This window comes from Humibacter sp. RRB41, assembly GCF_022761015.1.
Classification (GTDB): domain Bacteria; phylum Actinomycetota; class Actinomycetes; order Actinomycetales; family Microbacteriaceae; genus Humibacter.
The window spans coordinates 25,101-48,001 of record NZ_JAKWJQ010000003.1 but is presented as its reverse complement, the minus strand read 5'-3'; the positions used below and the strand labels follow the sequence as shown (position 1 = coordinate 48,001).

Annotated in this window: 27 protein-coding genes; 11 read left to right on the top strand and 16 right to left on the bottom strand. The window is 67.2% G+C overall.

Annotated elements, in window-relative coordinates; translation table 11 throughout:
* Positions 1-37 precede the first annotated feature (37 nt).
* Positions 38-970, bottom strand: a complete 933-nt coding sequence (locus MJ603_RS08905; RefSeq protein WP_243063360.1) for an aldo/keto reductase — start codon at positions 968-970, stop codon at positions 38-40.
* Positions 967-2,292 carry an L-fuconate dehydratase gene (locus MJ603_RS08900; RefSeq protein ID WP_243063359.1) on the bottom strand — a complete coding sequence of 442 codons (1,326 nt, stop codon included), beginning with the start codon at positions 2,290-2,292 and terminating at the stop codon, positions 967-969. The genes MJ603_RS08905 and MJ603_RS08900 overlap by 4 nt, the downstream gene beginning before the upstream one ends.
* 132 nt (positions 2,293-2,424) lie before the next feature.
* Here MJ603_RS08900 and MJ603_RS08895 point away from each other — a divergent pair, with 132 nt between their 5' ends.
* Complete coding sequence (locus MJ603_RS08895; RefSeq protein WP_243063358.1) at positions 2,425-3,186, top strand: SDR family NAD(P)-dependent oxidoreductase; 762 nt, start codon at positions 2,425-2,427, stop codon at positions 3,184-3,186.
* A gap of 10 nt (positions 3,187-3,196) precedes the next feature.
* Here MJ603_RS08895 and MJ603_RS08890 read toward each other — a convergent pair whose 3' ends face one another.
* Together MJ603_RS08890 and MJ603_RS08885 are read right to left on the bottom strand one after the other, a co-directional pair.
* Positions 3,197-3,622 (bottom strand): TA system VapC family ribonuclease toxin, encoded by a 426-nt coding sequence (locus MJ603_RS08890; RefSeq protein WP_243063357.1) that lies wholly within the window; start codon positions 3,620-3,622, stop codon positions 3,197-3,199.
* 8 nt (positions 3,623-3,630) lie between these two features.
* Complete coding sequence (locus MJ603_RS08885) at positions 3,631-3,861, bottom strand: ribbon-helix-helix protein, CopG family (RefSeq protein ID WP_243063356.1); 231 nt, start codon at positions 3,859-3,861, stop codon at positions 3,631-3,633.
* Positions 3,862-3,982: 121 nt separating this feature from the next.
* Here MJ603_RS08885 and MJ603_RS08880 point away from each other — a divergent pair, with 121 nt between their 5' ends.
* Positions 3,983-5,548 carry a site-specific DNA-methyltransferase gene (locus MJ603_RS08880; protein ID WP_243063355.1) on the top strand — a complete coding sequence of 522 codons (1,566 nt, stop codon included), beginning with the start codon at positions 3,983-3,985 and terminating at the stop codon, positions 5,546-5,548.
* 52 nt (positions 5,549-5,600) lie between these two features.
* Positions 5,601-6,506, top strand: coding sequence for an SGNH/GDSL hydrolase family protein (locus tag MJ603_RS08875; RefSeq protein WP_243063354.1), 906 nt, complete (start codon positions 5,601-5,603; stop codon positions 6,504-6,506).
* Positions 6,507-6,526: 20 nt separating this feature from the next.
* Here the strand turns inward: MJ603_RS08875 and MJ603_RS08870 are convergent, their stop codons facing one another.
* From MJ603_RS08870 to MJ603_RS18755, 4 genes are all read right to left on the bottom strand, one after another.
* Positions 6,527-7,222 (bottom strand): pentapeptide repeat-containing protein, encoded by a 696-nt coding sequence (locus tag MJ603_RS08870; RefSeq protein ID WP_243063353.1) that lies wholly within the window; start codon positions 7,220-7,222, stop codon positions 6,527-6,529.
* Between the two features lie 193 nt (positions 7,223-7,415).
* Positions 7,416-8,732, bottom strand: a complete 1,317-nt coding sequence (locus MJ603_RS08865) for an aspartate kinase (protein WP_243063352.1) — start codon at positions 8,730-8,732, stop codon at positions 7,416-7,418.
* A gap of 232 nt (positions 8,733-8,964) precedes the next feature.
* Complete coding sequence (locus MJ603_RS08860) at positions 8,965-10,260, bottom strand: MFS transporter (RefSeq protein WP_243063351.1); 1,296 nt, start codon at positions 10,258-10,260, stop codon at positions 8,965-8,967.
* Positions 10,257-10,778 (bottom strand): MarR family winged helix-turn-helix transcriptional regulator, encoded by a 522-nt coding sequence (locus tag MJ603_RS18755; RefSeq protein WP_243063350.1) that lies wholly within the window; start codon positions 10,776-10,778, stop codon positions 10,257-10,259. The genes MJ603_RS08860 and MJ603_RS18755 overlap by 4 nt, the downstream gene beginning before the upstream one ends.
* A gap of 212 nt (positions 10,779-10,990) precedes the next feature.
* Here MJ603_RS18755 and MJ603_RS08850 point away from each other — a divergent pair, with 212 nt between their 5' ends.
* Both MJ603_RS08850 and MJ603_RS08845 read left to right on the top strand, forming a co-directional pair.
* Positions 10,991-11,236, top strand: a complete 246-nt coding sequence (locus MJ603_RS08850; RefSeq protein ID WP_243063349.1) for an Arc family DNA-binding protein — start codon at positions 10,991-10,993, stop codon at positions 11,234-11,236.
* Positions 11,233-11,655 (top strand): type II toxin-antitoxin system VapC family toxin, encoded by a 423-nt coding sequence (locus MJ603_RS08845; protein WP_243063348.1) that lies wholly within the window; start codon positions 11,233-11,235, stop codon positions 11,653-11,655. The genes MJ603_RS08850 and MJ603_RS08845 overlap by 4 nt, the downstream gene beginning before the upstream one ends.
* A gap of 55 nt (positions 11,656-11,710) precedes the next feature.
* On the opposite strand, the gene MJ603_RS08840 is transcribed toward MJ603_RS08845, so the two are convergent.
* Positions 11,711-12,580, bottom strand: coding sequence for a sigma-70 family RNA polymerase sigma factor (locus tag MJ603_RS08840; protein WP_243063347.1), 870 nt, complete (start codon positions 12,578-12,580; stop codon positions 11,711-11,713).
* Between the two features lie 82 nt (positions 12,581-12,662).
* On the opposite strand from MJ603_RS08840, the gene MJ603_RS08835 reads away from it, so the two are divergent.
* Positions 12,663-13,199, top strand: a complete 537-nt coding sequence (locus MJ603_RS08835; protein WP_243063346.1) for a carboxymuconolactone decarboxylase family protein — start codon at positions 12,663-12,665, stop codon at positions 13,197-13,199.
* Positions 13,200-13,320: 121 nt separating this feature from the next.
* Positions 13,321-13,728 (top strand): nitroreductase family deazaflavin-dependent oxidoreductase, encoded by a 408-nt coding sequence (locus MJ603_RS08830; protein WP_243063345.1) that lies wholly within the window; start codon positions 13,321-13,323, stop codon positions 13,726-13,728.
* A gap of 59 nt (positions 13,729-13,787) precedes the next feature.
* Here MJ603_RS08830 and MJ603_RS08825 read toward each other — a convergent pair whose 3' ends face one another.
* The 4 genes from MJ603_RS08825 to MJ603_RS08810 all read right to left on the bottom strand — a co-directional run bounded on the left by MJ603_RS08825 (position 13,788) and on the right by MJ603_RS08810 (position 16,728).
* Positions 13,788-14,435, bottom strand: a complete 648-nt coding sequence (locus MJ603_RS08825; protein WP_243063344.1) for a nucleoside/nucleotide kinase family protein — start codon at positions 14,433-14,435, stop codon at positions 13,788-13,790.
* A gap of 63 nt (positions 14,436-14,498) precedes the next feature.
* Positions 14,499-15,101, bottom strand: a complete 603-nt coding sequence (locus MJ603_RS08820) for a hypothetical protein (RefSeq protein WP_243063343.1) — start codon at positions 15,099-15,101, stop codon at positions 14,499-14,501.
* Positions 15,101-16,219 carry an OmpA family protein gene (locus MJ603_RS08815; RefSeq protein ID WP_243063342.1) on the bottom strand — a complete coding sequence of 373 codons (1,119 nt, stop codon included), beginning with the start codon at positions 16,217-16,219 and terminating at the stop codon, positions 15,101-15,103. Before MJ603_RS08815 ends, MJ603_RS08820 begins: the two co-directional genes overlap by 1 nt.
* Positions 16,220-16,317: 98 nt before the next feature.
* On the bottom strand, positions 16,318-16,728 hold the full coding sequence (locus tag MJ603_RS08810; protein WP_374230878.1) for a (deoxy)nucleoside triphosphate pyrophosphohydrolase: 411 nt from the start codon (positions 16,726-16,728) through the stop codon (positions 16,318-16,320).
* 86 nt (positions 16,729-16,814) lie between these two features.
* Between MJ603_RS08810 and MJ603_RS08805 the strand changes: the two genes are divergently transcribed.
* Complete coding sequence (locus tag MJ603_RS08805; RefSeq protein WP_243063340.1) at positions 16,815-17,174, top strand: GntR family transcriptional regulator; 360 nt, start codon at positions 16,815-16,817, stop codon at positions 17,172-17,174.
* A gap of 56 nt (positions 17,175-17,230) precedes the next feature.
* Here MJ603_RS08805 and MJ603_RS08800 read toward each other — a convergent pair whose 3' ends face one another.
* Entirely contained in the window at positions 17,231-17,614 is a 384-nt protein-coding gene (locus tag MJ603_RS08800; RefSeq protein WP_243063339.1) for a hypothetical protein, read from the bottom strand.
* Between the two features lie 62 nt (positions 17,615-17,676).
* Between MJ603_RS08800 and MJ603_RS08795 the strand changes: the two genes are divergently transcribed.
* Positions 17,677-18,930: an ATP-binding protein gene (locus MJ603_RS08795; RefSeq protein WP_243063338.1), complete on the top strand. Its 1,254-nt coding sequence runs from the start codon at positions 17,677-17,679 to the stop codon at positions 18,928-18,930.
* A gap of 51 nt (positions 18,931-18,981) precedes the next feature.
* Here the strand turns inward: MJ603_RS08795 and MJ603_RS08790 are convergent, their stop codons facing one another.
* Complete coding sequence (locus tag MJ603_RS08790) at positions 18,982-19,497, bottom strand: SET domain-containing protein (RefSeq protein WP_243063337.1); 516 nt, start codon at positions 19,495-19,497, stop codon at positions 18,982-18,984.
* Between the two features lie 155 nt (positions 19,498-19,652).
* Complete coding sequence (locus MJ603_RS08785) at positions 19,653-20,216, bottom strand: NYN domain-containing protein (protein WP_374230876.1); 564 nt, start codon at positions 20,214-20,216, stop codon at positions 19,653-19,655.
* A gap of 391 nt (positions 20,217-20,607) precedes the next feature.
* Between MJ603_RS08785 and MJ603_RS08780 the strand changes: the two genes are divergently transcribed.
* Together MJ603_RS08780 and MJ603_RS08775 are read left to right on the top strand one after the other, a co-directional pair.
* The gene (locus MJ603_RS08780) at positions 20,608-21,930 is read left to right on the top strand and encodes a threonine/serine exporter ThrE family protein (RefSeq protein WP_243063335.1); all 1,323 of its coding nucleotides are present in this window, start codon (positions 20,608-20,610) and stop codon (positions 21,928-21,930) included.
* Positions 21,931-22,317: 387 nt separating this feature from the next.
* Complete coding sequence (locus tag MJ603_RS08775; RefSeq protein ID WP_243063334.1) at positions 22,318-22,857, top strand: YaeQ family protein; 540 nt, start codon at positions 22,318-22,320, stop codon at positions 22,855-22,857.
* The last annotated feature ends 44 nt before the right edge of the window (positions 22,858-22,901 follow it).

Here is a 22,901-nt window from a genome sequence, read left to right as displayed (position 1 = left end):
CGGGAGGGGACGCGCACGCGTTCCCTCCCGTTACACGTCAGTCCAGCGCCTCCCACAGCCCGTCCGGGATCGTGGCGCTGACGCGCTGCACGTTCTGCCGCACTTCGTCCGGCGACGCCATGCCGACGAGCGTGGTTGCCACGACCGGATTGCGGCCGGGGAACTGCAACGCGGCGGCCGGGAGCTCGACCCCGAACGACGCGCACACCCCGGCGAGTTCGCGAACGCGGTCGAGCACGGCGCGAGGGGCGCTGACGTAGTCGTAGCGGGCATCCGCTGGCAGCTCGTTCGTTGCCAGCAGGCCCGAGTTGAACGGCGCCGCGCTGACGACCCGGACTCCACCCTTCGCGCAGACCGGGAACAGCTCATCGAGCGCCGGCTGCTCGAGCAGCGTGTACCGGCCGGCGATCAGCACCAGGTCGAGGTCGCCTTCGCGAACGGCGCGCGCTGCGGCCGCTGTGCTGTTGGTGCCGACGCCCACCTCGCGAACGAGCCCCTCATCGCGCAGCGCGGCAAGTGCCGGCAGCCCCTCGCGAAGGCCGCGATCGATGTCGTACACGTCGGGGTCGTGCAGATAGACGATGTCGACCCGATCGAGTCCCAGGCGTTCCAGCGATTCATCGAGGCTGCGACGGATGCCGGCCTCGGTCATGTCGAATCGACGCATCAGGTCGCCCGGCACCTTGAACACCCGGTCGAGGTCTCCGCTGCCGTCGTCGTCGGGGTTCGGCACGAGCAGCCTGCCGACCTTGGTCGAGACGACGAACTCGTCACGCGGCTTGCCGCGGAGGAAGGCGCCGAGCCTGCGCTCACTCAGTCCGAGACCGTAGTGCGGGGCCGTGTCGAAGTAGCGGATGCCGGCATCCCACGTCGCCTGCAGCGCGTCGTGAGCCTGTTCGACCGACACCTCACGGTAGAGGTTGCCCAGCGGTGCCGCGCCGTAGGAGAGCGGGCCGAACGCGATGCTCATGCCGACGCATCCGTTCCTTCGCTCGCCGCGTGGGAGCCGTGCCACTCGAACTCGTCGAGCGAGGCCGGCCACATCTCGGTTCCGCCGCCCGGTGCGGTCGGAGGCACGTACCGTGCGTTCCGCACCACGACCGGCGTGACGAAGTGCTCGTGCAGGTGGTCGACGTACTCGATCATCCGACCTTCCATGGTGCCGGTGACGGCGACGAAGTCGAACATCGAGAGGTGCTGCACCGCCTCGCACAGCCCGACGCCGCCCGCGTGCGGGCAGACGCGAACGCCGAACTTCGCGGCGAGCAGCAGGTTCGCGATGTTCTCGTTCACGCCTCCGACGCGCGTGGCGTCGATCTGCATCACCTGCAGGCTCTGCGCCTGCAGCATCTGCTTGAAGATCACACGATTCTGCACGTGTTCGCCGGTCGCGACGGGAATGGGCGCGACGCCGCGGGCGATGGCGGCGTGGCCGAGGATGTCGTCGGGGCTCGTCGGCTCCTCGATCCACGCCGGGTCGAACTCGGCAAGCGCGTTCACCCACTCGATCGCCTCTGCGACATCCCAGCGCTGGTTGGCGTCCATCGCGATCGGGAAGTTCGCCCCGAGCACCTCGCGCGCGATGCGGAAGCGACGGATGTCGTCGGCAAGGTCCGCGCCGACCTTCAGCTTGATCTGCTCGAACCCGGCCTCGACGGCTTCGCGGCACAACCGGGCGAGCTTCTCATCCGAGTAGCCGAGCCATCCAGGCGATGTCGTGTACGCCGGATAGCCCTCGCGCTTCAGCACCTCGATGCGCTCGGCACGGCCAGGTTCGGCCGCCCGCAGGATCGCGAGCGCCTGCTCGTGAGTGAGGGCATCCGTGAGGTAACGGAAGTCGACGAGTGAGACGAGCTCCTCAGGACTGAGGCTCGACAGGTGAAGCCAGAGCGGCTGCCCTGCGCGCTTGGCTCTCAGATCCCAGAGGGCGTTCACCACGGCGCCGATCGCCATGTGCATGACGCCCTTCTCAGGGCCGAGCCAGCGCAGCTGCGAGTCGTGGATCAGGCGACGGGATGCCTCGCCCATGTCGGCGACAAGCGCCTCGGCATCCTGCCCGATGAGATGGTCGCGCAGTGCGTCGAGCGCGGCGACCTGTACGTCGTTGCCGCGCCCGATCGTGAACACGAACGCGTCGCCGGTGAGGCCGGCATTCTCGTCGGCAGCATCGGTGCGGATGCTCACGTACGCGGCGGAGTAGTCGGGGTCCGGATTCATGGCATCCGACCCGTCGAGCGAGAGCGAGGTGGGGAAGCGCACGTCTCTGGTGTCGACGGCGACGATCGTGCTCATGGTGTCCTTTCGGGGCATACGACGAAGCCCGACGACCGGGTGACGCACTGCAAGCCTAAACATCCGATGTTTATGGTGTCAATCGACGAACGCTGTGGAAGAATCGGCGAAAACACGCTTGAAAGGACAGACATGGCCACCGACTTCACCGGACTCGTCGCGATCGTCACGGGAGGAGCATCCGGCATCGGGGCCGCGATCACGCGCCGCCTGCGCGCCGACGGGGCACGCGTCGCCGTGTTCGACCGGGACACGGATGCCGTGAGCAGCGACGACGCCGACCTCGCCGTGCGCGTCGACGTGACCGATGACGCGCACGTGGTCGCCGGTGTGCAGCGGGTGATCGACGAGTTCGGCCGGCTCGACATCGTCATCAACAATGCGGGCATCGGGGCGCAGGGCGACATCGCTGCGAACTCCGACGAGGAGTGGCATCGCGTGCTCGACGTGAACGTGGTGGGCATGGCGCGCGTCTCCCGTGCCGCCCTCCCCCACCTGCGCACGTCGCCGTCGGCGGCGATCGTGAACACGGCATCCGTCGCGGCGACCGCAGGGCTGCCCGAGCGCGCGCTGTACTCGGCGTCGAAGGGCGCAGTGCTGTCGCTCACCCGCGCGATGGCGGCGGATCACCTGGCTGAGGGCATCCGTGTCAACGCCGTGAGCCCGGGAACAGCCGACACCCCGTGGGTCGGAAGGCTGCTGGACTCGGCCGACGATCCCGCCGCAGAGCGCGCGGCACTGGCTGCACGCCAGCCGCACGGCCGCCTCGTCTCGGCGGACGAGATCGCGGATGCCGTCGCCTACCTGGCGAGCCCCGCCGCCGGTTCCACGACCGGCACGGCGCTCGAGGTCGACGGTGGCATGGCCGGCCTGCGCCTCCGCCCCCGCGGCTGACGCGATCGCTTCACTCCGCCAGGGGCGACTCGGTGACGAGCTCGGAGAACCGAGCGAAGTCGCGGTCGAGCGTCACCCACGTCGCACCCGCCTCGATCGCGGTGGCAGCATGCATGGCATCAGCGGCCAGATTGCCTTTCGCATTACCGCTCGAGCAGAGCGAGGCGAAGATTCCCCACACGCTCGCGCCAGGCTGAACGACGATGGTACCTGACGACTCGCGCAGGGCGGTCGCTTGAGCGATGGCGACGTCGATCGGTGTCGGAACCGTGAAGACTCGCGGATGGGTGACGATGCGAACGAATCCGGCGAGTACCGAATCAGTGATGCCGAGCGGCGCCGGGCCATTGACCTCGCTCTCGAGCCATGATGCGAGCTCGTCGTGGTGGGGAGCGTCGACGCGGTAGGCGCCGACGAGCACATTCACGTCGACCATGCGCACCGTCAGGATTCCATTCGATCGAGGAGATCGGCGTTCGAAGCGAGGTCGATACCGGGCCGTGCGCCACCACCATCGAACGCGTCGATGCGGAAGGGAACACGTTCTCGGTCGACGCCCGCCAATCGCGTTCGGAGCGCCTCCTCGATGAGCGAGGTCATGGTGCGACCCTCGTTCGCGGCCAGCGTCTTGGTGGCACGATAGAGTTCATCAGGCAGCAATATCGTCGTGCGCATACATATCAGCATACGCAACTGTTTCAAGTTTCGTTGGTGCTGTGCAGACCTCGCCCACGTTCTACAGTGTCGATTGCCGCGGATGCCCGTTCCCGGCACCGCACGAAACTCGAGGACCGCCGTGGAACATCCGACGCACCCCGAGTCCGATCGCGTCGCGGGCAAGGTCGAGGCTCTCGCCGCGCTCTTCCCGAATGTCGTCAGCGAGGTCCTCGACGACCAGGGCATCCCTCAGCGAGCGATCGACTTCGATCTTCTGCGGCAGGAACTGTCGGACCGCGCGGTCGAGGGACCGGCGGAGCGCTACCGGCTCGACTGGCCGGGCAAGCGAGCGGCCGCTGCCTCGGCGAATCAGCCGTCGGGCAAGCACCCGACCCTCGACACCGAGCGTTCGCTGAACCCCGACTCGAGCGCCAACACACTCATCGTCGGCGACAACCTGGATGCCCTCAAGCTGCTTCGCGAGACCCACGCTGGTGCCGTGAAGCTCATCTACATCGACCCGCCGTACAACACGCGCAACGACTTCGTCTACAACGACGACTTCGCCGAGACGACGCGGGTGTTCCGGGCCCGGTCCGAGCACGTCGACGACACGGCCGACGGCCGTTTCCATTCGGCCTGGCTGAGCATGATGTACCCGAGACTGCTTCTCGCCCGCGAGCTGCTCACCGTCGACGGCGTGGGCTTCGTCAGCATCGACGGCAACGAGCTCGCCCAGCTGGGGCTGCTGCTCGCCGAGGTGTTCGGCCCCGACAACGTGGTCGCCACCATCGTCTGGGTGAGCAACCTCAAGGGGCGCCAACTCGGCGCGGGCGGGCCGGCGGGCACGCACGAGTACATCCTCTGCTTCGCACGGAACGCGGATGCCATCGCGCCCTTCAGAGGATCGGCATCCGAGTTCAACACCCTCATGCCTGCGGTCTACCGACGATCCGGCTACCCCGTGAAACAGGATGCTCGCGGCGAGTACGTCACGAAGAACGAGCTCTACAACACCAACTCGCGCTTCAACGAGGTGACCGCTCCGACGATGGTGTTCCGCATCCACTTCCACCCGCGGACCGGCGAGGTGCGGGTGAGCGACGTGGATGACGACACCGAGTTCCCCGGATTCGTCACCGCCATGCCGCACGCCAACCACCGGCCGAACCTGCGCTGGCACGCCTGGCGGTGGAGCAGAGCGAAGGTGCTGACCGACCACGAGGATCTCGAGTTCGACGTCTCGGGCGCGACGCTGCGCATCCGCACCAAGGTACGCGATGTCGACGGAATGACGATGAAGGATGTCGTGCTGGGACCGAGCACGATGAGCGGCCAGGCCGACCTCGACGCCCTCGGCATGCATCACCTCTTCGACAGTCCGAAGCCGGTCGAGCTGCTGCGCACGCTCATCGCGGTCACGACGTCGGACGACGACCTCGTGCTGGACTTCTTCGCCGGGTCCGGCACCACCGCCGAAGCCGTGATGCGGCAGAACGCGCTCGACGGCGCGCACCGTCGGTTCCTGTTGGTGCAGCTCGACGAGCATCCGCCCGCCCGATCGGATGCCGCCAAGGCCGGTTTCGCCTCCCTCGCAGATGTCACGATCGAGCGGATGCGCCGAGCCGGCCTCCGAATCCACGCGGATGCTGGTGCGAACGCGAGCGATCTCGACACAGGGTTCCGGGTGCTGAAGCTCAGGTAGCGGACAGGCACCGCACACGTTCGGCCGCCGCACCTGCACTACCCTCGCATCCATGCGCACTCGACCAGGAGCGGTGCGGGTGCGCGCCACTGTCGTCGCATCCGCGCTGATCGCCCTGCTCGGTCTCGTGCTGTCCGGGTGCTCCGGCGACGACGCCGACGCCGTGACCAGCCCGTCCGCGGTCGCCAGGCCCACTGCGCCGGCCACTCCCGTGCCGACGACCACGTCGACGCTGCGGAAGGCGACGGCCTCAGCCCCCCTGAACTACGTCGCGCTCGGCGATTCGTACTCCTCCGGAATGGGCGGCGGCAAAGAGGTCGGCCCCTGCCGGCGCAGCCCCAATGGCTACCCACACCTGCTCGCCAAGGAGAAGACGATCGAGCTCACGTCGTTCCCCGCGTGCGCAGGAGCCACGACGAAGGACGTGCTGAAGAAGCAGCTCGACGTGCTCGACCCGTCCGTCGACCTCGTGACGATCACGATCGGTGGCAACGACCTCGATGTCGGCGCACTGCCCGTCGCCTGCGCGAAGAGCCAGACCAAGCGGTGCAAGGCGGCCGTGACGGCATCCGTCGATCTGCTGAACACCTTGCAGCCCAAACTCGACAAGACGTATCAGGCGATCGCGAAGGCTGCTCCGAACGCGCGCATCCTAGTCGCCGGCTATCCGGCGTTCTTCGACCTTCCCGACCTCGAGAAGGGCAACGTGAACACGGACGAGCTGTCAGCGGCGGTTGCCGCCGACACCGCTGTCGCATCGCTCGACGCGACCATCGAGACGGCGGTCGTGAGGCAGCGGAACGCGGGAACGGACATCCACTTCGTCGATGTCTCGTTCCTCGGCCACGGCGTGAACAGCACGAAGCCGTGGTTCGTGCTGCACGGAGTGGATGCCTACCACCCGACCGCGGCCGGCTACAAGCAGTACGCCCTCACGCTGCACGACTACCTAGGCTGACGACTACCTGGGCCGACGACTCACTCGACGCGCAGTCCGACTCCGTCCGCTAGGGCGGGTGCCAGCCCCATCAACTGCTCGAATGACACGACAGCACCGCGCAGCGAAGCGACGCCGCGCACTTCGCCGAGGTCGGCGCCGCGCAGGTCGACATCGGTCATGCGCGCGTGAGAGACCTCCAGCGTGTCGATGCTGCAGCGCTCGAACGCGACCCTCGTCGCGGTCGCATCGCCGAGGTCGAGCTCGTCGATGGCGCAGTCTTCGAAGAGCACGTCGACCAGTTCGGATGCCCGCAGATTCACGAACCCGAGCTTGCAACCACGCAGCACGACGGAGTTCCACCGGCTCTCGTACAGTTCGGCAGCACCCAGCCGCGAGCTCTCGACCACCACGTCGCGCCATCCGCCGCCGTGACCCGTCAGCACGGATGCCGTCACGCCCGTCATCCGTACCTCGCGCAGCCGCGCGTCGACGAGTCGCGTGTCGGAGAGGTCGAGCCCGTCCAGTTCGCACTCCGAGAATTCGATCCCGGCGAGGTCGGCGCCCGCGAGAACGCCTCTCCCCTCCACGCCGGTTTCGGCCGCGAACCGTGCCGCTTCGAATCGGTCGGACGTGCGCGGATCACCGCCGAGGAGGCTCGACGGGTCGGCCTCCTCGAGTCGGTGAAGAGAGAAGTCGTCGATGCGCGGGCGTTGGATCGGCTTGAGTCGAGGCACCGCGGCACGGTAGCACGGGCCGGCCATCGGCTTGTGGCGCATAACGCAGCACAGGCCCGCCCCACACCCCTACACCCGCCCCGCCCTCACCCCCACCCGAAAACAGGCAGGAAAGCGCATACCCCGCCAGAACAGGCATAATCTACCTGTTCCGGCGCGATTTGCCTGTACTGCGACGACGGTCGAGGGAGGTCTACCGCCCGGTGCCCGCGTAGACGACGGCCTGCGTGTCGGCGTCGAGGCCGAAAGCGCGGTGCACGACGCGAGCGGCCTCGGCAACCGTGTCGGCTCTGGTCACGACGGAGATGCGGATCTCGCTGGTCGAGATCATCTCGATGTTGATGCCGGCGGTGTAGAGCGCGTCGAAGAGGGATGCCGACACCCCCGCGTTCGACCGCATTCCTGCACCCACGAGCGCGAGCTTGCCGATCTGGTCGTCGTACTGCAGTGCCTGGAAGCCGACATCCGGCTGCTCGGAGCGCAGCGCCTGCAGCACACGCTGCCCGTCGCCCTTCGGCAGCGTGAACGAGATGTCGGTGAGACCGGTGGCTGCGGCGGACACGTTCTGCACGATCATGTCGATGTTGGCATTGGTCTTGGCGACGATCTTGAAGATCTGCGCGGCCTTGCCGGGAACATCCGGCACGCCGACGATCGTGATCTTGGCCTCGCTCAGATCGGTGGCAACGCCCGCGATGATCGGCTCTTCCACTGTCTTGCCTCTCTTCTGAAGCTTCTCTTGCAACGCAGTGAGTTGCTGCGCGTAACGATCGGAGGACTCGTTGAGAACGATGGTGCCCTCGTTGTTGTTGAACGACGACCTCACGTGCAGCGTCACGCCGTGCCGCCGCGCATATTCCACCGCGCGTATATGCAGCACCTTCGCCCCCGCCGCCGCCAGCTCGAGCATCTCTTCGCTCGTGATGTGGTCGATCTTGCGTGCCAACGGAACGATGCGGGGGTCCGACGTGTAGACGCCGTCGACATCCGTATAGATCTCGCAGACGGATGCCTCGAGCGCGGCCGCCAGCGCCACCGCCGTGGTGTCCGACCCGCCTCGGCCGAGAGTCGTGATGTCGCGCGACTCGCGACTGAAGCCCTGGAATCCGGCGACGATCACGACGGCGCCCTCGTCGAGTGCCTCGCGGATGCGTCCTGGCGTGACGTCGACGATGCGTGCCGAGCCGTGCTGGGCATCCGTGATCATGCCGGCCTGGCTGCCGGTGAACGATCGTGCGTCGTGTCCCATCGATTTGATCGCCATGGCGAGCAGTGCCATCGAGATGCGCTCGCCGGCGGTGAGCAGCATGTCGAGTTCGCGCGGCTCGGGAATCGGCGTCACCTCGTGCGCGAGGTCGATCAGTTCGTCGGTGGTGTCACCCATGGCGCTGACCGCGACGACCACCTCGTTGCCGGCCTTTCGCGTCTCGACGATGCGCTTGGCGACACGCTTGATGCTCTCGGGGTCGGCGACGGACGAACCGCCGAACTTCTGCACGATCAACGCCACGTGAGGACTCCTGAGTGGTGGGATGCCGGCGCATCATGCGGATGCCTGCGACGAGCGCCTGGTATCCCAATTCTAGAACACGCCATATGCTCGTCTGCGCGCGTTACGGGAGCACCTGGCAGTGAGCCGAGTTTCGGAGTTTTGAGACGACACGCCGCACGGTGACTCGCCTCCGCGGCGTGTCGCGGTGAATCTCCGAATTCCAGCACGGCCAACGTTCGCCCACACCCCGCTACTCGACCAGCGGTGCGGGCACGGCCGGCGCCGCGGCATCCGCTCGCCACGCGCGCAGCCCGGGGATCGCCGCGGCGATCACGCCTGCCCCCACCATGCACGCCGCGCCGCCGATCACCGCACTCGCGGCCCCCGACGTGACGGATGCCACCAGCCCGGCCCGCAGATCGCCCAGGCTCGGGCCGCCCGCGCCCACGAGGAAGTCGAGCGAGTTCATGCGGCCGCGCAAGGCATCCGGCGTCGACCGCTGCACGATGGTGCCGCGGCTGACCACTGTGCCGGTGTCGGCAGCCCCGGCGACGAAGAGGCCCACGAGAGCGAGGGGAAGCCATCCGCTCAACCCGAACGCGGCCATGCCCGCGCCCCAGATGCCGCAGCACACCACCAAGACGACGCCTTGACGAGGTTGCCGGGTGATGCGTCCGGACAGGATGCCCGCCACGATCCCGCCCAGTCCGACCGCCGGGAGCATGAAGCCCAGTGTCAGCGGCGATCCGCCGAACCGCTCGGCATTGATCACCGGGAACAACGCCGTCGGCATCGCGAGCACCGTCGCATTCAGGTCGGTGACGAACGCACCGACCAGCACCGGCGTGCGTACGAGATAGCGGAGCGCGGTGACGATGCCGCGGCCTGCGTCACCGGCGGCCGCGTCGTTCTGCGGCAGGGAGGCATCCTTCGGCAGGCGCAGGATGCCCCACAACGACGCGAGGTACGTCACCGTGTCGATCGCGAGGCAGACGCCGACGCCGAACTGGGCGACGATGACTCCGGCGCCCAGTGGTCCGGTCAGCACCGCGAACATCGACGACAAGCGCATGAGTGCGAGCCCTGCGGTGAGGCGTTCGCCGTCGAGCAGGCGCGGAGCGAAGGTCTGTGCTGACGGATACGCGATGGCCGACAGCGCCGCCCCGATCGCCATGAAGACATAGACGACCGGCACGCTGCCGCCACCGGCGAGCACGATCACAGCGAGCGCTCCCGACGTGACGAACTGGGTCAGCCTGGTGGCGAGCAGGAGGGTGCGGCGGTTCATCCGATCGGCGAGCGTGCCCCCGATGAGTCCCGTGATGGCAAGCGGGATCGCCTGCACGAGCCCGCTGAGGCCGACCAGCACCGCGGAGTGCGAGAGCGCCCAGACGTAATAGAGCAGGGCGAACGAGCCGAGCTGCGTGCCGATGCTGTTGACCGTCGTGCCGATCCAGAACGCGCGGAATGCCGGGATCTCCCTGAGTGGCCGCACGTCGACCAGATGCTCGCGCCACTTGTGTGCAGAGCGCGCGGAACGCCTCACGACGTCATGCGCCGCAGCACGCGGTCCGCGAACGACTCACGATCGAGCGCGGTGTTCATCGCTGAGACGACGTCGATGAGGGATGCCCCGACCTCGCTGAACACCTCGGCCACGGCGTTCTCGGTGGCGTACCACTCGTCCCACAGCTGAGGGGCGACCTCGCGTCCACGGGCGGTGAGCGAGACGAGGCGGCTGCGGGCATCCGCTCCGGGTTCGGTGTCGACGAGTCCCGCGTCGCGCATCGCCGCGACGGATTGGCTCATCGCCGAGTGCGTCACCTCGCAGCGCTGGGCGAGCTCGCGGATGCTCAACGGCCCAGCCTCGAGGAACATCACCGCCGAGCTGAACCGCGGCCGCACCCCCTCGATGCCGAGCGTGCCGTACGCCTCGGTGATGCCGTCGCGCATCCGAAGCTGCAACTCCTTCAGCGGACGCCACACACTCGGCAGTTCACTCAACCGCTGCGGGCGAGCGGATGGCTGCGGCGGTTGTGCTCCTGTTCCATCCGGAATTGTCACAGCGCTAATATAACAGGGCTGTCAGGATGCGTCGATCCCCTCGGGGCGAGTTCCCTCGTCCACAGCCAGCGGGTCCGTACGACGATCCACGAACGTGCGTCCTGCGGCGGCTTCGCCTCGGTGGCTCGTGACAAAATCCTTCACGGAATGATCGATAGCGTTGATTGCATGCATTGCATGCACATGGCGCAACATCGAGCTACTCTCGAAGGGTGGACATCTTGACCGTGCGCAATCTCGATCCCGTCGTGAAAGCGAAGCTCAAGGAGCGCGCCCTGCGCCACGGGCGTTCGATGGAATCGGAGGCTCGGGCGATCCTGGCTGCGGCCGTCGAAGTGCCGGATGACCCACTCGGTCTGGCCGACAGCATCCGACGGCATTTCGGCGATCACCCTGCGACACTTCCACCCCGAAGTCGTGCCGATGAGACGCAGCGCTCGATCGACCTCGACCGATGATCGTCATCGACACGAACATCTTCTCGGCGCTGATGTCGGCAGATCATGGGATCGACGACTGGCTCACGACGATATCGCCCTCCGATCTCTACACCACGTCGGTGACGCGAGCAGAGATCAGGTACGGCATCGCCCGCTTACCCCACGGGCGGCGTCGCGACGATATCGAAGGGCGAGCGGATGCCCTCTTCGCGGAGATCGACGACCGCACGCTCACGTTCTCGTCACGCGCGGCGGACGCATACGGAGACATCGTGGCGACTCGTGAACACGACGGCCGTCCTATCGGAGTACTCGATGCACAGATCGCAGCGATCGCTCGAATTCACCGCGCTGCGGTCGCCACCCGCAACGTCACTGATTTCGAGGGGTGCGGCGTCGACGTAGTGAATCCGTACACAGCTGCTGGAGATCACTAGCACCGCACCGAGGCTCCAGGTCGCGCGCGAGGAGGGACATCGGGTCGCCATCTGATCAGGGCAGCTGCACCCCCGCCAACCGCGCGCCGGTGTACGCGTCGATGCCTGCGACGCGCTCGCCCTCGACGTGGAACGCCATCAGTGACACCACCTCGCCGTCGACCGTGACGAAGACGCCAGGCAGACCGTTGATCACGACCGGGTGCAGCACAGCGCGCGGCCGCGAGAACATCAGCGCGCGACTGGCGACCTGGGCCGCTCCGCGCACGATCACCGTTGCGGATGCGACCTCGCCGTCCGCCCGCAGCAGCACGTCGGGCGCGAGCACAGACACCAGCTGATCGAAGTCCCCCTCCCGTGCGGCGGCGAAGAAAGCGTCGACGACGCGGCGTCCGCTTCCGGTGCGCGCGGCATCCCGATCGGCACTTGCGTCGCGCACACGCCGCCGCCCACGGCTCGCAAGCTGTCTGGCGGCCTCCGGCCCTCGCTCCAGCAGCTCGCCGATCTGCTCGAACGGCACATCGAACGTGTCGTGCAGCACGAACGCGACGCGTTCGGCCGGGCTCAGTGTGTCGAGCACGAGCAGCAGGGCGGTCTCGACGGCATCCGAGAGCTGGGCGGAGGCATCTGGATCGCCGTCGACAGCGATCGACTCTACGATCGGGTCGGGCAGCTGCTCGTCGAGCGCAGTCTCGCCTCGCATGGCGCGAGTGCGCAACAGGTTGAGGCACACGCGCGAGGTGACTGTGGTGAGCCACCCGCCGAGGTTCTCGATCTCCTCGCCGCCTGAGCGCGACAGACGCAGCCACGCTTCTTGCACCGCGTCATCGGCCTCGGCCTCCGATCCGAGCATCCGTCTGGCGAGGCGCTGCAGTCGCGGCCGCTGCTCCTCGAATCGCTCGGCGAGCAGATCTTGATCGGTCATGTCACGTTCCTTTTCATCGGCGGGTCACTCTGATGACCGCCCGCAATGCGGCGGTGTGACATTCCGACTCGAGGAGACCATCATGACCGACACGATTCAGGCACGCGACGCGGGTGCCAACGCCGTTCCTGCGCCGGGCCCCGATGCAGACGCGATCGTGGAGCCGAAGGCACGCATGCCGCATCCCGCGTTCCTGCTCGACGGCGGGATGGATGCCCTCACCGCCATGAACAGAGTGGCCGCATCCGCAGACATCCAGCCGGCGATTCTGCACCTGGTGACGCTGCGCGCCAGCCAGATCAACGGATGCTCGTGGTGCACCGTCGAGCACACGCGCGAGCTGCGGGAGGATGACGGCGCGAGCGACGAACGTATCGCGGCCGTGGCATCCTGGCGCGAGGCACCGTACTTCACCGCACGCGAGCGCGCGGCTCTGGCCTTCACGGAGGCCGTGACGCGCATCGCGGACCGGCCGGACCCGGTCTCCGACGAGCTGTGGAGCGAGGTCAGCGCGCTGTTCAGCAATCGGGAGATCTCGGCGCTGCTGTTCTCGATCGGCACGATCAACGTGTGGAACCGCATCAACGCGGCGATCCGCCAGCCCGCCGGCCGGCGGTGAGCCGTCGATCCGCTGCAGTTTCGGCAGACACGCGGGCCATCGGCACCTGCGGTCGGCCCAAACCACCGCGGATGCCAGCGGTGGCGGCGCCAAACACAGGCAACCGGCGCATGCTGGAAGCATGACCACCCAGCAGAGCCGACCGGCAGCGCAGCGGGCGTTCGAGCCGGTAGCCCGCTCACTCGCAGGCAGACGATGGTTCCCGATCTGGGCCGTGGTGCACCATCGCGGGCGTAGCAGCGGCACCGAGTACGCGACCCCGGTCGCCGTCGTGCCGACGGTCGACAAGTCGATCGTGCTCATCGGGTTGCCCTGGGGTGTGAAGACCAACTGGGCGCGCAACGTCGTCGCGGCCGGCGGCGCGACGCTGACGTGGAAGGGACGCGACGAGCGAACGAACGAACCCCGCATCGTCGAGTCGGCAGATGCGGCGGCTCTGGCGAAGCCCTTCATCCGCTTCATCGTGTGGCGCATGCCCGGCGCGATCATCCTCAAGCGCGACCGCCCGTCTCCCCTGCCGGTCGAGTAGCGCGCGTCCCCGCCGGTCGAGTAGCGCGCGTCGAAGGCGCACGCGTATCGGGACCCTCCTCACCCGGCTGCTGCCACCACCAGATCCGCACGTCCGCGGCCGCCCGCGATGCGGCGCGCGTTCGGTTCGTCGACGCGCGCGACCCAGGCGCGGGCATCCGCTGGGCTCTTGCCGAACTGCTCGTGGCGCGCGATGAGGCGCGGCACCCGCACGTCGTCGGGCGTCTCGACGAACCACGCCTCGGTGAGCAGCGGTCGGATGCCCCGCCACGGCTCCTCGACGTCGAGCAGGTAGTTGCCCTCCACGATCACGATGCGCGCCGCCGGATCGATCGGGATGCTCCCTGCGATCGGCTGCTCGAGCGTGCGCTCGAAGGCGGGCGCGTACACGGTGTTGTCGCGTTCGTCGGCGATTCGTCGCAGCATTGCGAGCACGCCGTATCCGTCGAACGTGTCGATCGCACCCTTGCGGTCGAGGCGTCCGAGCCGGGTGAGCGCCACGTCGGCGAGATGGAAGCCATCCATCGGCAGCACGGCGACCTCGGCGCCGCGTCCGCGTGCATCAGCTCCGCGCTCAAGCCGCTCGGCGAGCGTCGACTTGCCCGCACCCGGTGCTCCGACGATCCCCAGCACGACCCGAGCGGATGCCTGCGAGTCGGCGAGCGCGAGCATCCGCTCGACGAACTGGTCGGTGGAGTCGGCGGTCATGGGTTCGATCATGCCTGAGCGATCACACTGCCACACCCGCCCCAGCTCCCTGAGCGAGCGCCTCTAGTGCGCACTCCGATCAACTGCAACGGTCACGGTCGAGAACCCCGGCAGCGTGACGTCCGCTTTCGTGACGGATGCCGGCAGCGGCGGCACGACCCCATACATCACCTCACCGGTCGCGTCGACGTAGTCGGGGAGCGTGCTGCACGCGCACGCGAGGTCGTCGCCGTTGCCCTGCGCCGGAACGTAGGTGTACGGACGGTACGTGGTGTGCGTCGCGGCATCCACGATGCCGAGCAGTCGGGTGTCCATCAGCGGCGGGTACGCGAGCTGGAACGACGCCGTGCGCACCTTCGCGTCGGACGCGCTCTTCAGTCGCCAGGTCACGACGGTGGACGTCGCGGTCGCGTGAATGCGCAGTACTTCAGCGACGACGGGCGACGCGGTGCCGTTGGCTTCCAAGGTCCCCTTCGCCGTCGCCAGCACGGGCAGCGGCTTCGGCGTCGCCATCACCTTCGCTGCGGCCTCTTTCGACGACAGCTCGGAGTCGGCGGCTGCCGTCGGCGTGCCCGTGGACGAAGGCGAAGCCGCCGTGCAACCGCACAGAGCGAGCGCAGCTACCGTTGCGGCCGACGCGAGCACGAGCATCCTGTGTCGGCGCATCAGTTGCCTCCCTCGGTGAACGTGACTGTCACGCAGCGGTTGAGCGCGCGGCCGGCATCCGTGCTGTTGTCGGCAATCGGGTGCTGCTCGCCCATGCCGGATGCCTGAAAGGTCACTCCCGAGGCGGTGACCAGCTTCTCGAGCGCCGCCTGCACCGCCTGTGCCCGTTGCACGGACAGCGTCTGGTTGTAGGAGTCGTCGCCCACGTCGTCGGTGTAGCCCACGATCGCGACCGATCCGGTGCCGGACTTCGAGATCTTGTCGGCGACGCCCGCGAGCACGCCGTTCGCCGCTGACGTGAGCGTCGCCTGATCGAACGCGAACAGCACGCTCGAGTTCAGCGCGACCGACGTCGTCTTGCCGGTGTTCTTCGTGGCCGCTTGAGGGTTCGCCGTGTTCTTCGCCATCGGGCGAATGGACAGGGACGTATCCGACGCGGCGATCGTCGACTTCGAGGGAAGCGCCGGCCAGCCTGACCCGAGCTTCACGGGCGTCGACGTCGCCGTCGGGCGAGGCAGTTGCTTCGTGACCGGGATGTCCGTGAGCACGTTCCCGAATCCGAACATGACCGTGACGGTCTTCAGCTTCGCGGGCAGCGGCGGCAGCACCGCATACCCGACGAGCGGAGTCTTAGGGCCGGGCACATCGCCGATGTCGGCAGTCTTGCTGCACAGGCAATGGCTGTCCGACTTCACCAACGGCAAGTAGTACTTCATGCCCTGGGGATCGATGACTCCGATAGACCACGCATCGAACGCGTTGTACGGGGTATTCAGACCGACCGTCGGCATCGCCGACGCGTACGAATCGGCGCTTCCGCCGAGGCTGTAATACACGGCCGTTCCCCCTGGGATGCGCACCACCGCGTTGATCGCGCCGTGGATGACTCCCTGGCTCGAATCCTGGGCCGCGTGGTACGTGAACGTCGCCGCGATCGGCACACCGTTCGGCCCGCTACTCCGCCCGGTCGCCTGGTGTACCGGCGCAGCCGCCGCCGGAGCAACGGTCGCGAAACCGCATATCGCTCCGACCAGCAGCGCGGCACCCTGAATCAGGATGCCTACTCCCCCGACCCTCGCGCGCAAGCCGCGCTTTCGCGGCATCCGTTCCCCACCCATGCCGACAGCGTAGGGAGACAGAGGTGTCACCCGACATGGGGACAACTACCCATGGCGGCTCAGCTCCCTGAGCGAGCGCAGCGAGTCGAGGGGCGCCGTCACACGCCGTCGCCCGACTCTGCGCCATCCGCCAGCAATGCCACCGCCGCCCGATCCGGTTCCGGCCACTCCACATCGCGCAGCTCGTCGCGACCGAACCAGCGGATGTCGTCATGATCCGTGCTCGAGGAGGGCGCGGCATCCGTCAGCGTCGCCCAGTAGCAGGCGAGGTCGACGAGCCTGCCGTTCATCGGAGTGACGCCGCGATGCAGCAGCCCTCCGACACGGATGCCCACGCCGAGCTCCTCGCGGATCTCCCGCGCGAGAGCATCCGCCGCCGACTCCCCCACTTCGACCTTGCCGCCCGGGAACTCCCACAGCCCGCCCGCCTCGCGATCGGCATTGCGCCGGCAGGCGAGCACGCCGTCTCCGCGCGTGATGACGGCCGCGACGACTTCGACAGTTGGCACGTGCATGATTCGATCTTGGCCCAGGCAGTCCGCCTGGTGGCGCGATCCCCCACGACACCCCCTCGACGCGTGGCATGCTGGCGTGCATGCTGACCATCGACCCAGCACTTCCTGTTCCCCTTTACGAGCAACTGCGCGACCAGTTCATCGAGCAGATCACCGCGGGTGAACTTGCCCCCGGCGACAAGCTGCCGTCGGTCAGGCAGCTCGCCGTGCAGCTCGACCTTGCGCCGAACACCGTCGCCCGCGTGTACAAGGAGCTCGAGGCATCCGGATATCTGCAGACCCAGGGCAGGAACGGCACGACTGTCGCGGAGGATCTCGCCGGTAACGAAACCCACCGGCGGGCCTCGGCGCTCACCAGCGAGTATCTCGAGGCCATGGCTCGGCTCGGGTTCAACACGGAGCGGACAGTCGCATACATCCAGCGGAACGTCGGGCGGTAACGCGCAAGGAGTGAAACGAACCGGCGCTGAGCGGTCGAAGGCCGACCGCTCGAATCTCACCCGAGCCCGTCGATCCGCCGCTGCAGATACGTGGAGAACCACCCGCGGTAGCGCTCCTGCAGTTCGGGAAGCATCCAATCGCGGCCGTCGATGACGTGCCGGCAGGCATCCGTGTCGCAGTGGCATTCCATCGACCCGCCGTAGTCGTCGAAGAGCGTGTAGTCGGTGGTGAGTTCCTCGCCCGCGACGACGTCGCGCATCGCGACGAGGTGCAGGCGGTCAGCGATCTGGACGTCCGAGTTCTGCAGCTTCTGCGGCAACGCATGCAGCTCATCCGTGGTGACGACGTGGCCACCCTTGACGGCGACGCCCCCACAGGATGCGCAGTCGATGCAACGCCCCGTCGAGAGTTCGCAATACGTCCACTCCGATGCTCGCAATTCGTCCAGCCAATTCTTCGCAATCCGTCCATTGCAAGGCCCGCAAAGTGTATGGTCAGGGTGTGAAGGACTACCGAGCCCGTGTTGCGGACGTCGAACTTGCAGCCAAGATGCGCACTGTCGGCGCCGTCCTTATCGAAGGGCCGAAGGCATGTGGGAAGACGGCGACCGCTTCGCGAGTCGCCACAACAGTGTTCGACATGGATCGGGACGCCACCGCGCGAGCGTCGATTGAACTTAACCCGGCGTATCTCTTCGACCGACCCACGCCGATCCTCTTTGACGAGTGGCAGGTCGACCCTGAGCTGTGGAACCGAGTCCGGCGTGCAGTTGACGACTCGGATCGTGGTCGTGGTCTGTATCTGCTGACCGGATCAGCGACCCCGCGGCAGGACGTTAATCGCCACTCCGGAGCAGGCCGAATCGGAACGCTGCGGATGCGACCGATGAGCTTGTTCGAGTCGGGACACTCCACCGGCGAGGTCTCGCTGACCGCACTACTGGATGGCACAAAGCAACTCGGCAAGGACAACGGCCTGACTGTCCCCGACCTGATGCAGCGCGTCGTCATCGGGGGATGGCCTGCCCTGCTTGATGCCGATGAAAACGAAGCTCGGCGCTGGATTGAGGACTATCTGCGCCAGATCGTCGAAGTGGACATCCCAACATTCGTCGGGCGCCGCGATCCTCGGACCCTTCAGCGGGTCTTAGCATCGCTCGGCCGCTTCGTCGCACAAAGCCCTGCCACCCGCACTGTCGCCGCCGATGCCGGAGGCGACAGGGGGTCGATCGCGTCCGACACGATCTACAGCCATCTGGATGCGCTCGATCGGCTTCGCTTGCTCGACGATTCAGAAGCATGGCAGCCCCATATGCGGTCGAGGTCTCGACTGCGGACAACGGCGACGCGCTACTTCGTCGATCCCTCAATCGGCACGGCCGCACTCCACGTTGGCAGCAGCGATCTGCTTCGCGACCTCAATGCCGCGGGGTTCTACTTCGAGGCGCTCGTCGTCCGCGACCTACGCATCTACGCCCAGGCGCTCGGTGGGCGCGTCGACACGTGGCGCGATGAGGCAGGCAATGAGGTCGACGCGATTCTCACCCTTTCCGATGGGCGCTGGGCTGCGGTCGAAATCAAGATGAGCCAAAGCGATATCGACAATGCAGCGGCGAACCTCCTCAAGTTCAAGGGGCGCGTAGACACTGTGCACCAGGGTGAGCCGGCAGCACTCGTAGTTGTCACCGCAACCGGCAGTGCCGGGCTTCGCAGCGACGGTGTCCACGTCGTGCCGATCACCGCGCTTGCACCTTAATTCTTGCCTGGCCGGCAAGGTTCAACGAGCAAGAGTGCGCCGCCGAGATGATCAAGCTCCGCCGATCCGCCGCTGCAGATACGTCGAGAACCACCCGCGGTAGCGCTCCTGCAGCTCGGCGAGCATCCAGTCCCGACCGTCGATGACGTGCCGGCAGGCATCCGTGCCGCAGTGGCATTCCATCGACCCGTCGTAGTCGTCGAAGAGCGCGTAGTCGGTGGTGAGCTCCGCCCCCGCGGAGATGTCGCGCATCGCGACGAGCACGACGTTGCCGGCGACCCCGACGTTCGGCGCGCAGGAGTGGTTGATGAACAGCATGACCGGCTCGTACTCCGTCTCGGTCAGAGCGACGAGGTGCAGGTGGTCGGCGATCTGGATGTCCGAGTTCTGCAGCTTCTCCGGCAGTGCGCGCAGCTCATCGGTGGTGACGATGTGTCCGCCCTTGACCGCGACCACCTCGCCGGACGCGATGTCCTCGGTCGCGAAGAGCCCGCGGCCCGCGATGGTGCTGGGCGTGCCTTTGCGCGCCTTCGGGGTGATCCAGGATGCGATGGGGGCGGTGCGCATGCGGGTTACGGTACGCCAGGCAGAGCCCGACCGCGTTCACGAAAAGTGTCCGTAAAGGGTGCCGTCTATGAGACAATCGAACTACACCCCCGGATACTTCGGTTACCGGTTAGAAGGCCCCAGGCAACTGGGGCCTTCGGAATTTCGGGCTGATGTCAGTGGAGTTTCCACGCATCTGGCCGGTGGAAGATGCGCCCTTCAGAGTCGACAAGCTGGTCATCGAACTGACACGCGCGCAACGCGTCGAGTTTGACGTGCGTCACGAAGTCCGGGGTGGTGTGCACCAGTTCCTTGGCTCCACGCGACGATGGCATGGGAAAGATGATGCCCGTTGATTTGCCGAGCTCTTCCTTGAGCATCCGGATCGGGCCAGCGAGGTCCGAGTCGTTCGACAGCATGACGACGATGTCTGCGCGGCCGAGGATCGAGTCCGCGACCATGCGCGAGGCAAGGTTGACGTCGGATCCCTTCTCCTCGAGCTTCTTGACCGTCGTCGTCGCCCACTTGCCTGTCTTCGGGTCCACACGCACAGGGTGGATCGGCATGTTCCGTCGATCGTTCCGGAACGAGCCGAAGTGGATGGACAGGCGCTCCTCGCCTAGCGTTCGTAGCGCGCGCAGGTACATCTGCTGCCGCACAGGCGTCCGCGGGTCGAACTGAATGCCCGGGCGCAGTTGCGCCGTGAAGTAGTCGACGTGCTGGAGCTCGAAATCCGGCAAAAGCCTCTGACACAGTGCCCACAGGTCAAGCCATTTCAGATCGGGGTGTGACGACAGGCAGCGTCGGTACAAGTTGAACCCATCGATGTAAACACGGGCGGTCGGAACGCGATCAGCCATGGATGGGTGCTCCGGGTCGAGTCAATACGGCGTACCTCGAAGTGTGACAGGTACCTCTGACGGCTGCTCGCCCGTCCACCGTGCGACTCACCGCATCGCACTAGTGAACTCATGCGTTACGACACGGATGCCGGCGACGGCGTGATCCAGGATGCGACGGGAGCGGCGGATGCCGTCGGCTCGGCAGACATGTCGGCCACGGTACGCCACGCGATCAGGTGACGCGTAGGGTCGCATCCATCGGCGTACGCGCCGCGCGAGAGGAGATCCGATGGCGAGGCCCGCGGAAGAGCAGCTGGATGCACCTGGGCGTATTCGCGTCGTGCTCGATCTCGCGATCCGGCTCGCTGAGGTGCTCTTCGCGTCAGGCGCGGGCGCGGCGGACGCCACGACCGCGATGACCGCGATCGCGCGCGTCTACGGTGTGCGTAACGTGGATTCGGATGTCACGCACACGGCACTGAGCCTCACCTGGACGAATCCGAGCACCTACGAGTCGGTCGCGCGGCGCCGCACCATCGCCGCGCGCAACATGGACTTCTCGAAGCTGACGGCGGCATCCGCACTCTTCGCCGACATCACGGACGAACGCGTCGACCTCGCCACCGCACGGCGCAGGCTCGCGCGCATCACCTCGCGCAAGCCCGCGTCGCGGCAGGTGCTGCGCATCGGCTGGAGTCTGATCGGTGCGGGCGCCGCGCTGCTTCTCGGCGGCGACCTCGTGATCGCCGCGGTCGCGTTTGTCGCGGCCTTCGTGCTCGAGAGCATCACGTCGGCGATGGCCGCGCGACGAGCGCCCGTCTTCTTCACCAGCATCGTCGGGGGCCTGATCGGACCGGTCGCCGCCGTGCTGGTGCACCTGGTCGACCCCCACGAGTCCGCACGGCTCGTCGTGATCGCGACGATCATCGTGCTGCTCGCCGGCAGCCTCATCTTCGGCGGGGTGCAAGACATCCTGTCGGGCTTCTACCTCACGGGCCTGGCACGGCTGACGGAAGCCGTGGTGGTCACGATCGGCATCGCCGCGAGCGTGCTCGGCGCGTCGGTGCTGTTCACCTGGTTCGGGCTCTCCATCGACGTCATCTCCGGCGGAGTGCTGGGCGGAGGTCCCGTCTTCGTCACGGTCGTCGGTGCGATCGTGATCGTGATCGGCTTCGCGCTCGCCTGTCAGCTTCCCTGGCGCGCGCTCTGGGCGGTGTGCGTGCTGGGCGCGATCGGCGAAGGCCTCTATCTGACGTGCACGGCGTTCTCGCTGGGGCCGGTGTGGTCGTCGGCGATCGCCGCCGTGGTCGTCGGGATGCTCGCCTCGATTCTCGCGCGCTGGAGCCGCACGCCGGTGCTCGCGCTCGTCATCACCGGCCTCGTTCCCCTGCTGCCCGGCCTGGTGATGTTCAACGCGTTGATGAACCTCGCGTCGGGCGCCGTCGCAGGCTTGCTGGATGCGCTCGTGGCCGCCGCTGTCGCCGCCGCGCTGGCAGCCGGCGCGATCGCCGGACAGTACCTGCTGCAGGCATCCTGGCGCAGCACGTCGCGGGTCGTGCGCCGAGGTCGCGGGCCGATCCTCTCGATCGCGTCGCAGCGGCGGCGGAGGTGACGGCCCTCCTGTCATCGCAGGTCGAGGAGCACACGGGACACCCGCGATCGCCTCGGAACCGGCCCGTGCGCTCAGCCTGCCCCCGACCACGCCGCCCCTGCACCCTGTACCTGCGTCCGCATCTGCATCCGCATCCGCATCCGCACCTGCATCTGCATCTGCATCTGTGCCGCATACCAGCACCAGCACCAGCACCAGCACCTTTTCAGGACATAGGCGGGGCCGCCGAGATAGTCGGCGCGGTCGACCGCATGTCCTGAAATAGTGTCGGCGGGGACGTGTGGCGCAAGGGTGTTGCGGCTGCGTCGAGCTTTGAGACGCTGCGCGGTCTCCTCAGCCAACGGTCGGGAGCGACCGCGACGTCGTTCACCGGTAGGCTCGGCTTCCGTGGCTGCAGGCGCGACGATCTACACGTTCGATGTCGATCTGGCCGACGTCGATCGCGGCGTCTACGAGAGCTTCACCCTGCGCGTGGCGCGGCATCCTTCGGAGACTGATGCCTACATGCTCACGCGCGTGCTGGCCTACTGCCTCGAGTTCGAAGAGGGCATCGCCTTCAGCGACGGCATCTCGGCGACCGAGGAACCTGCGGTTCTGGTTCGCGACCGCACCGGCGCGACAACAGCCTGGATCGAAGTCGGAGCACCCGATGCCGCGCGCCTGCACCACGGCAGCAAGCTCGCCGGCCGCGCGATGGTCTACACGCACCGCGATCCGGCGAAGGTGATCGCACTGTGGGCGGGCAAGAAGATCCACAACGCGGCCGCGATCGTCGTGCACAGCTTCGATCCGGCGTTCATCGAGACGGCGACCGCGGCGCTCGAACGGCGGAACACACTGTCGGTGTCGGTCACTGAACGCCAGCTGTACCTCGAGCTGAACGGAACCAGCCTGAGCTCGGGCATCCACGAGCATCCGATCGCCTGAGCGGCGGTGGCAGTGCGGTGGCAGCGCTACACGTTCGCAACATG

Bases quoted from the DNA above. Each gene is read 5' to 3' on its own strand.
- MJ603_RS08905 (WP_243063360.1), bottom strand. From the start codon at position 970: ATGAGCATCGCGTTCGGCCCGCTCTCCTACGGCGCGGCACCGCTGGGC.
- MJ603_RS08900 (WP_243063359.1), bottom strand. From the start codon at position 2,292: ATGAGCACGATCGTCGCCGTCGACACCAGAGACGTGCGCTTCCCCACC.
- MJ603_RS08895 (WP_243063358.1), top strand. From the start codon at position 2,425: ATGGCCACCGACTTCACCGGACTCGTCGCGATCGTCACGGGAGGAGCA.
- MJ603_RS08890 (WP_243063357.1), bottom strand. From the start codon at position 3,622: ATGGTCGACGTGAATGTGCTCGTCGGCGCCTACCGCGTCGACGCTCCC.
- MJ603_RS08885 (WP_243063356.1), bottom strand. From the start codon at position 3,861: ATGCGCACGACGATATTGCTGCCTGATGAACTCTATCGTGCCACCAAG.
- MJ603_RS08875 (WP_243063354.1), top strand. From the start codon at position 5,601: ATGCGCACTCGACCAGGAGCGGTGCGGGTGCGCGCCACTGTCGTCGCA.
- MJ603_RS08845 (WP_243063348.1), top strand. From the start codon at position 11,233: ATGATCGTCATCGACACGAACATCTTCTCGGCGCTGATGTCGGCAGAT.
- MJ603_RS08840 (WP_243063347.1), bottom strand. From the start codon at position 12,580: ATGACCGATCAAGATCTGCTCGCCGAGCGATTCGAGGAGCAGCGGCCG.
- MJ603_RS08835 (WP_243063346.1), top strand. From the start codon at position 12,663: ATGACCGACACGATTCAGGCACGCGACGCGGGTGCCAACGCCGTTCCT.
- MJ603_RS08830 (WP_243063345.1), top strand. From the start codon at position 13,321: ATGACCACCCAGCAGAGCCGACCGGCAGCGCAGCGGGCGTTCGAGCCG.
- MJ603_RS08825 (WP_243063344.1), bottom strand. From the start codon at position 14,435: ATGACCGCCGACTCCACCGACCAGTTCGTCGAGCGGATGCTCGCGCTC.
- MJ603_RS08820 (WP_243063343.1), bottom strand. From the start codon at position 15,101: ATGCGCCGACACAGGATGCTCGTGCTCGCGTCGGCCGCAACGGTAGCT.
- MJ603_RS08815 (WP_243063342.1), bottom strand. From the start codon at position 16,219: ATGGGTGGGGAACGGATGCCGCGAAAGCGCGGCTTGCGCGCGAGGGTC.
- MJ603_RS08805 (WP_243063340.1), top strand. From the start codon at position 16,815: ATGCTGACCATCGACCCAGCACTTCCTGTTCCCCTTTACGAGCAACTG.
- MJ603_RS08790 (WP_243063337.1), bottom strand. From the start codon at position 19,497: ATGCGCACCGCCCCCATCGCATCCTGGATCACCCCGAAGGCGCGCAAA.
- MJ603_RS08780 (WP_243063335.1), top strand. From the start codon at position 20,608: ATGGCGAGGCCCGCGGAAGAGCAGCTGGATGCACCTGGGCGTATTCGC.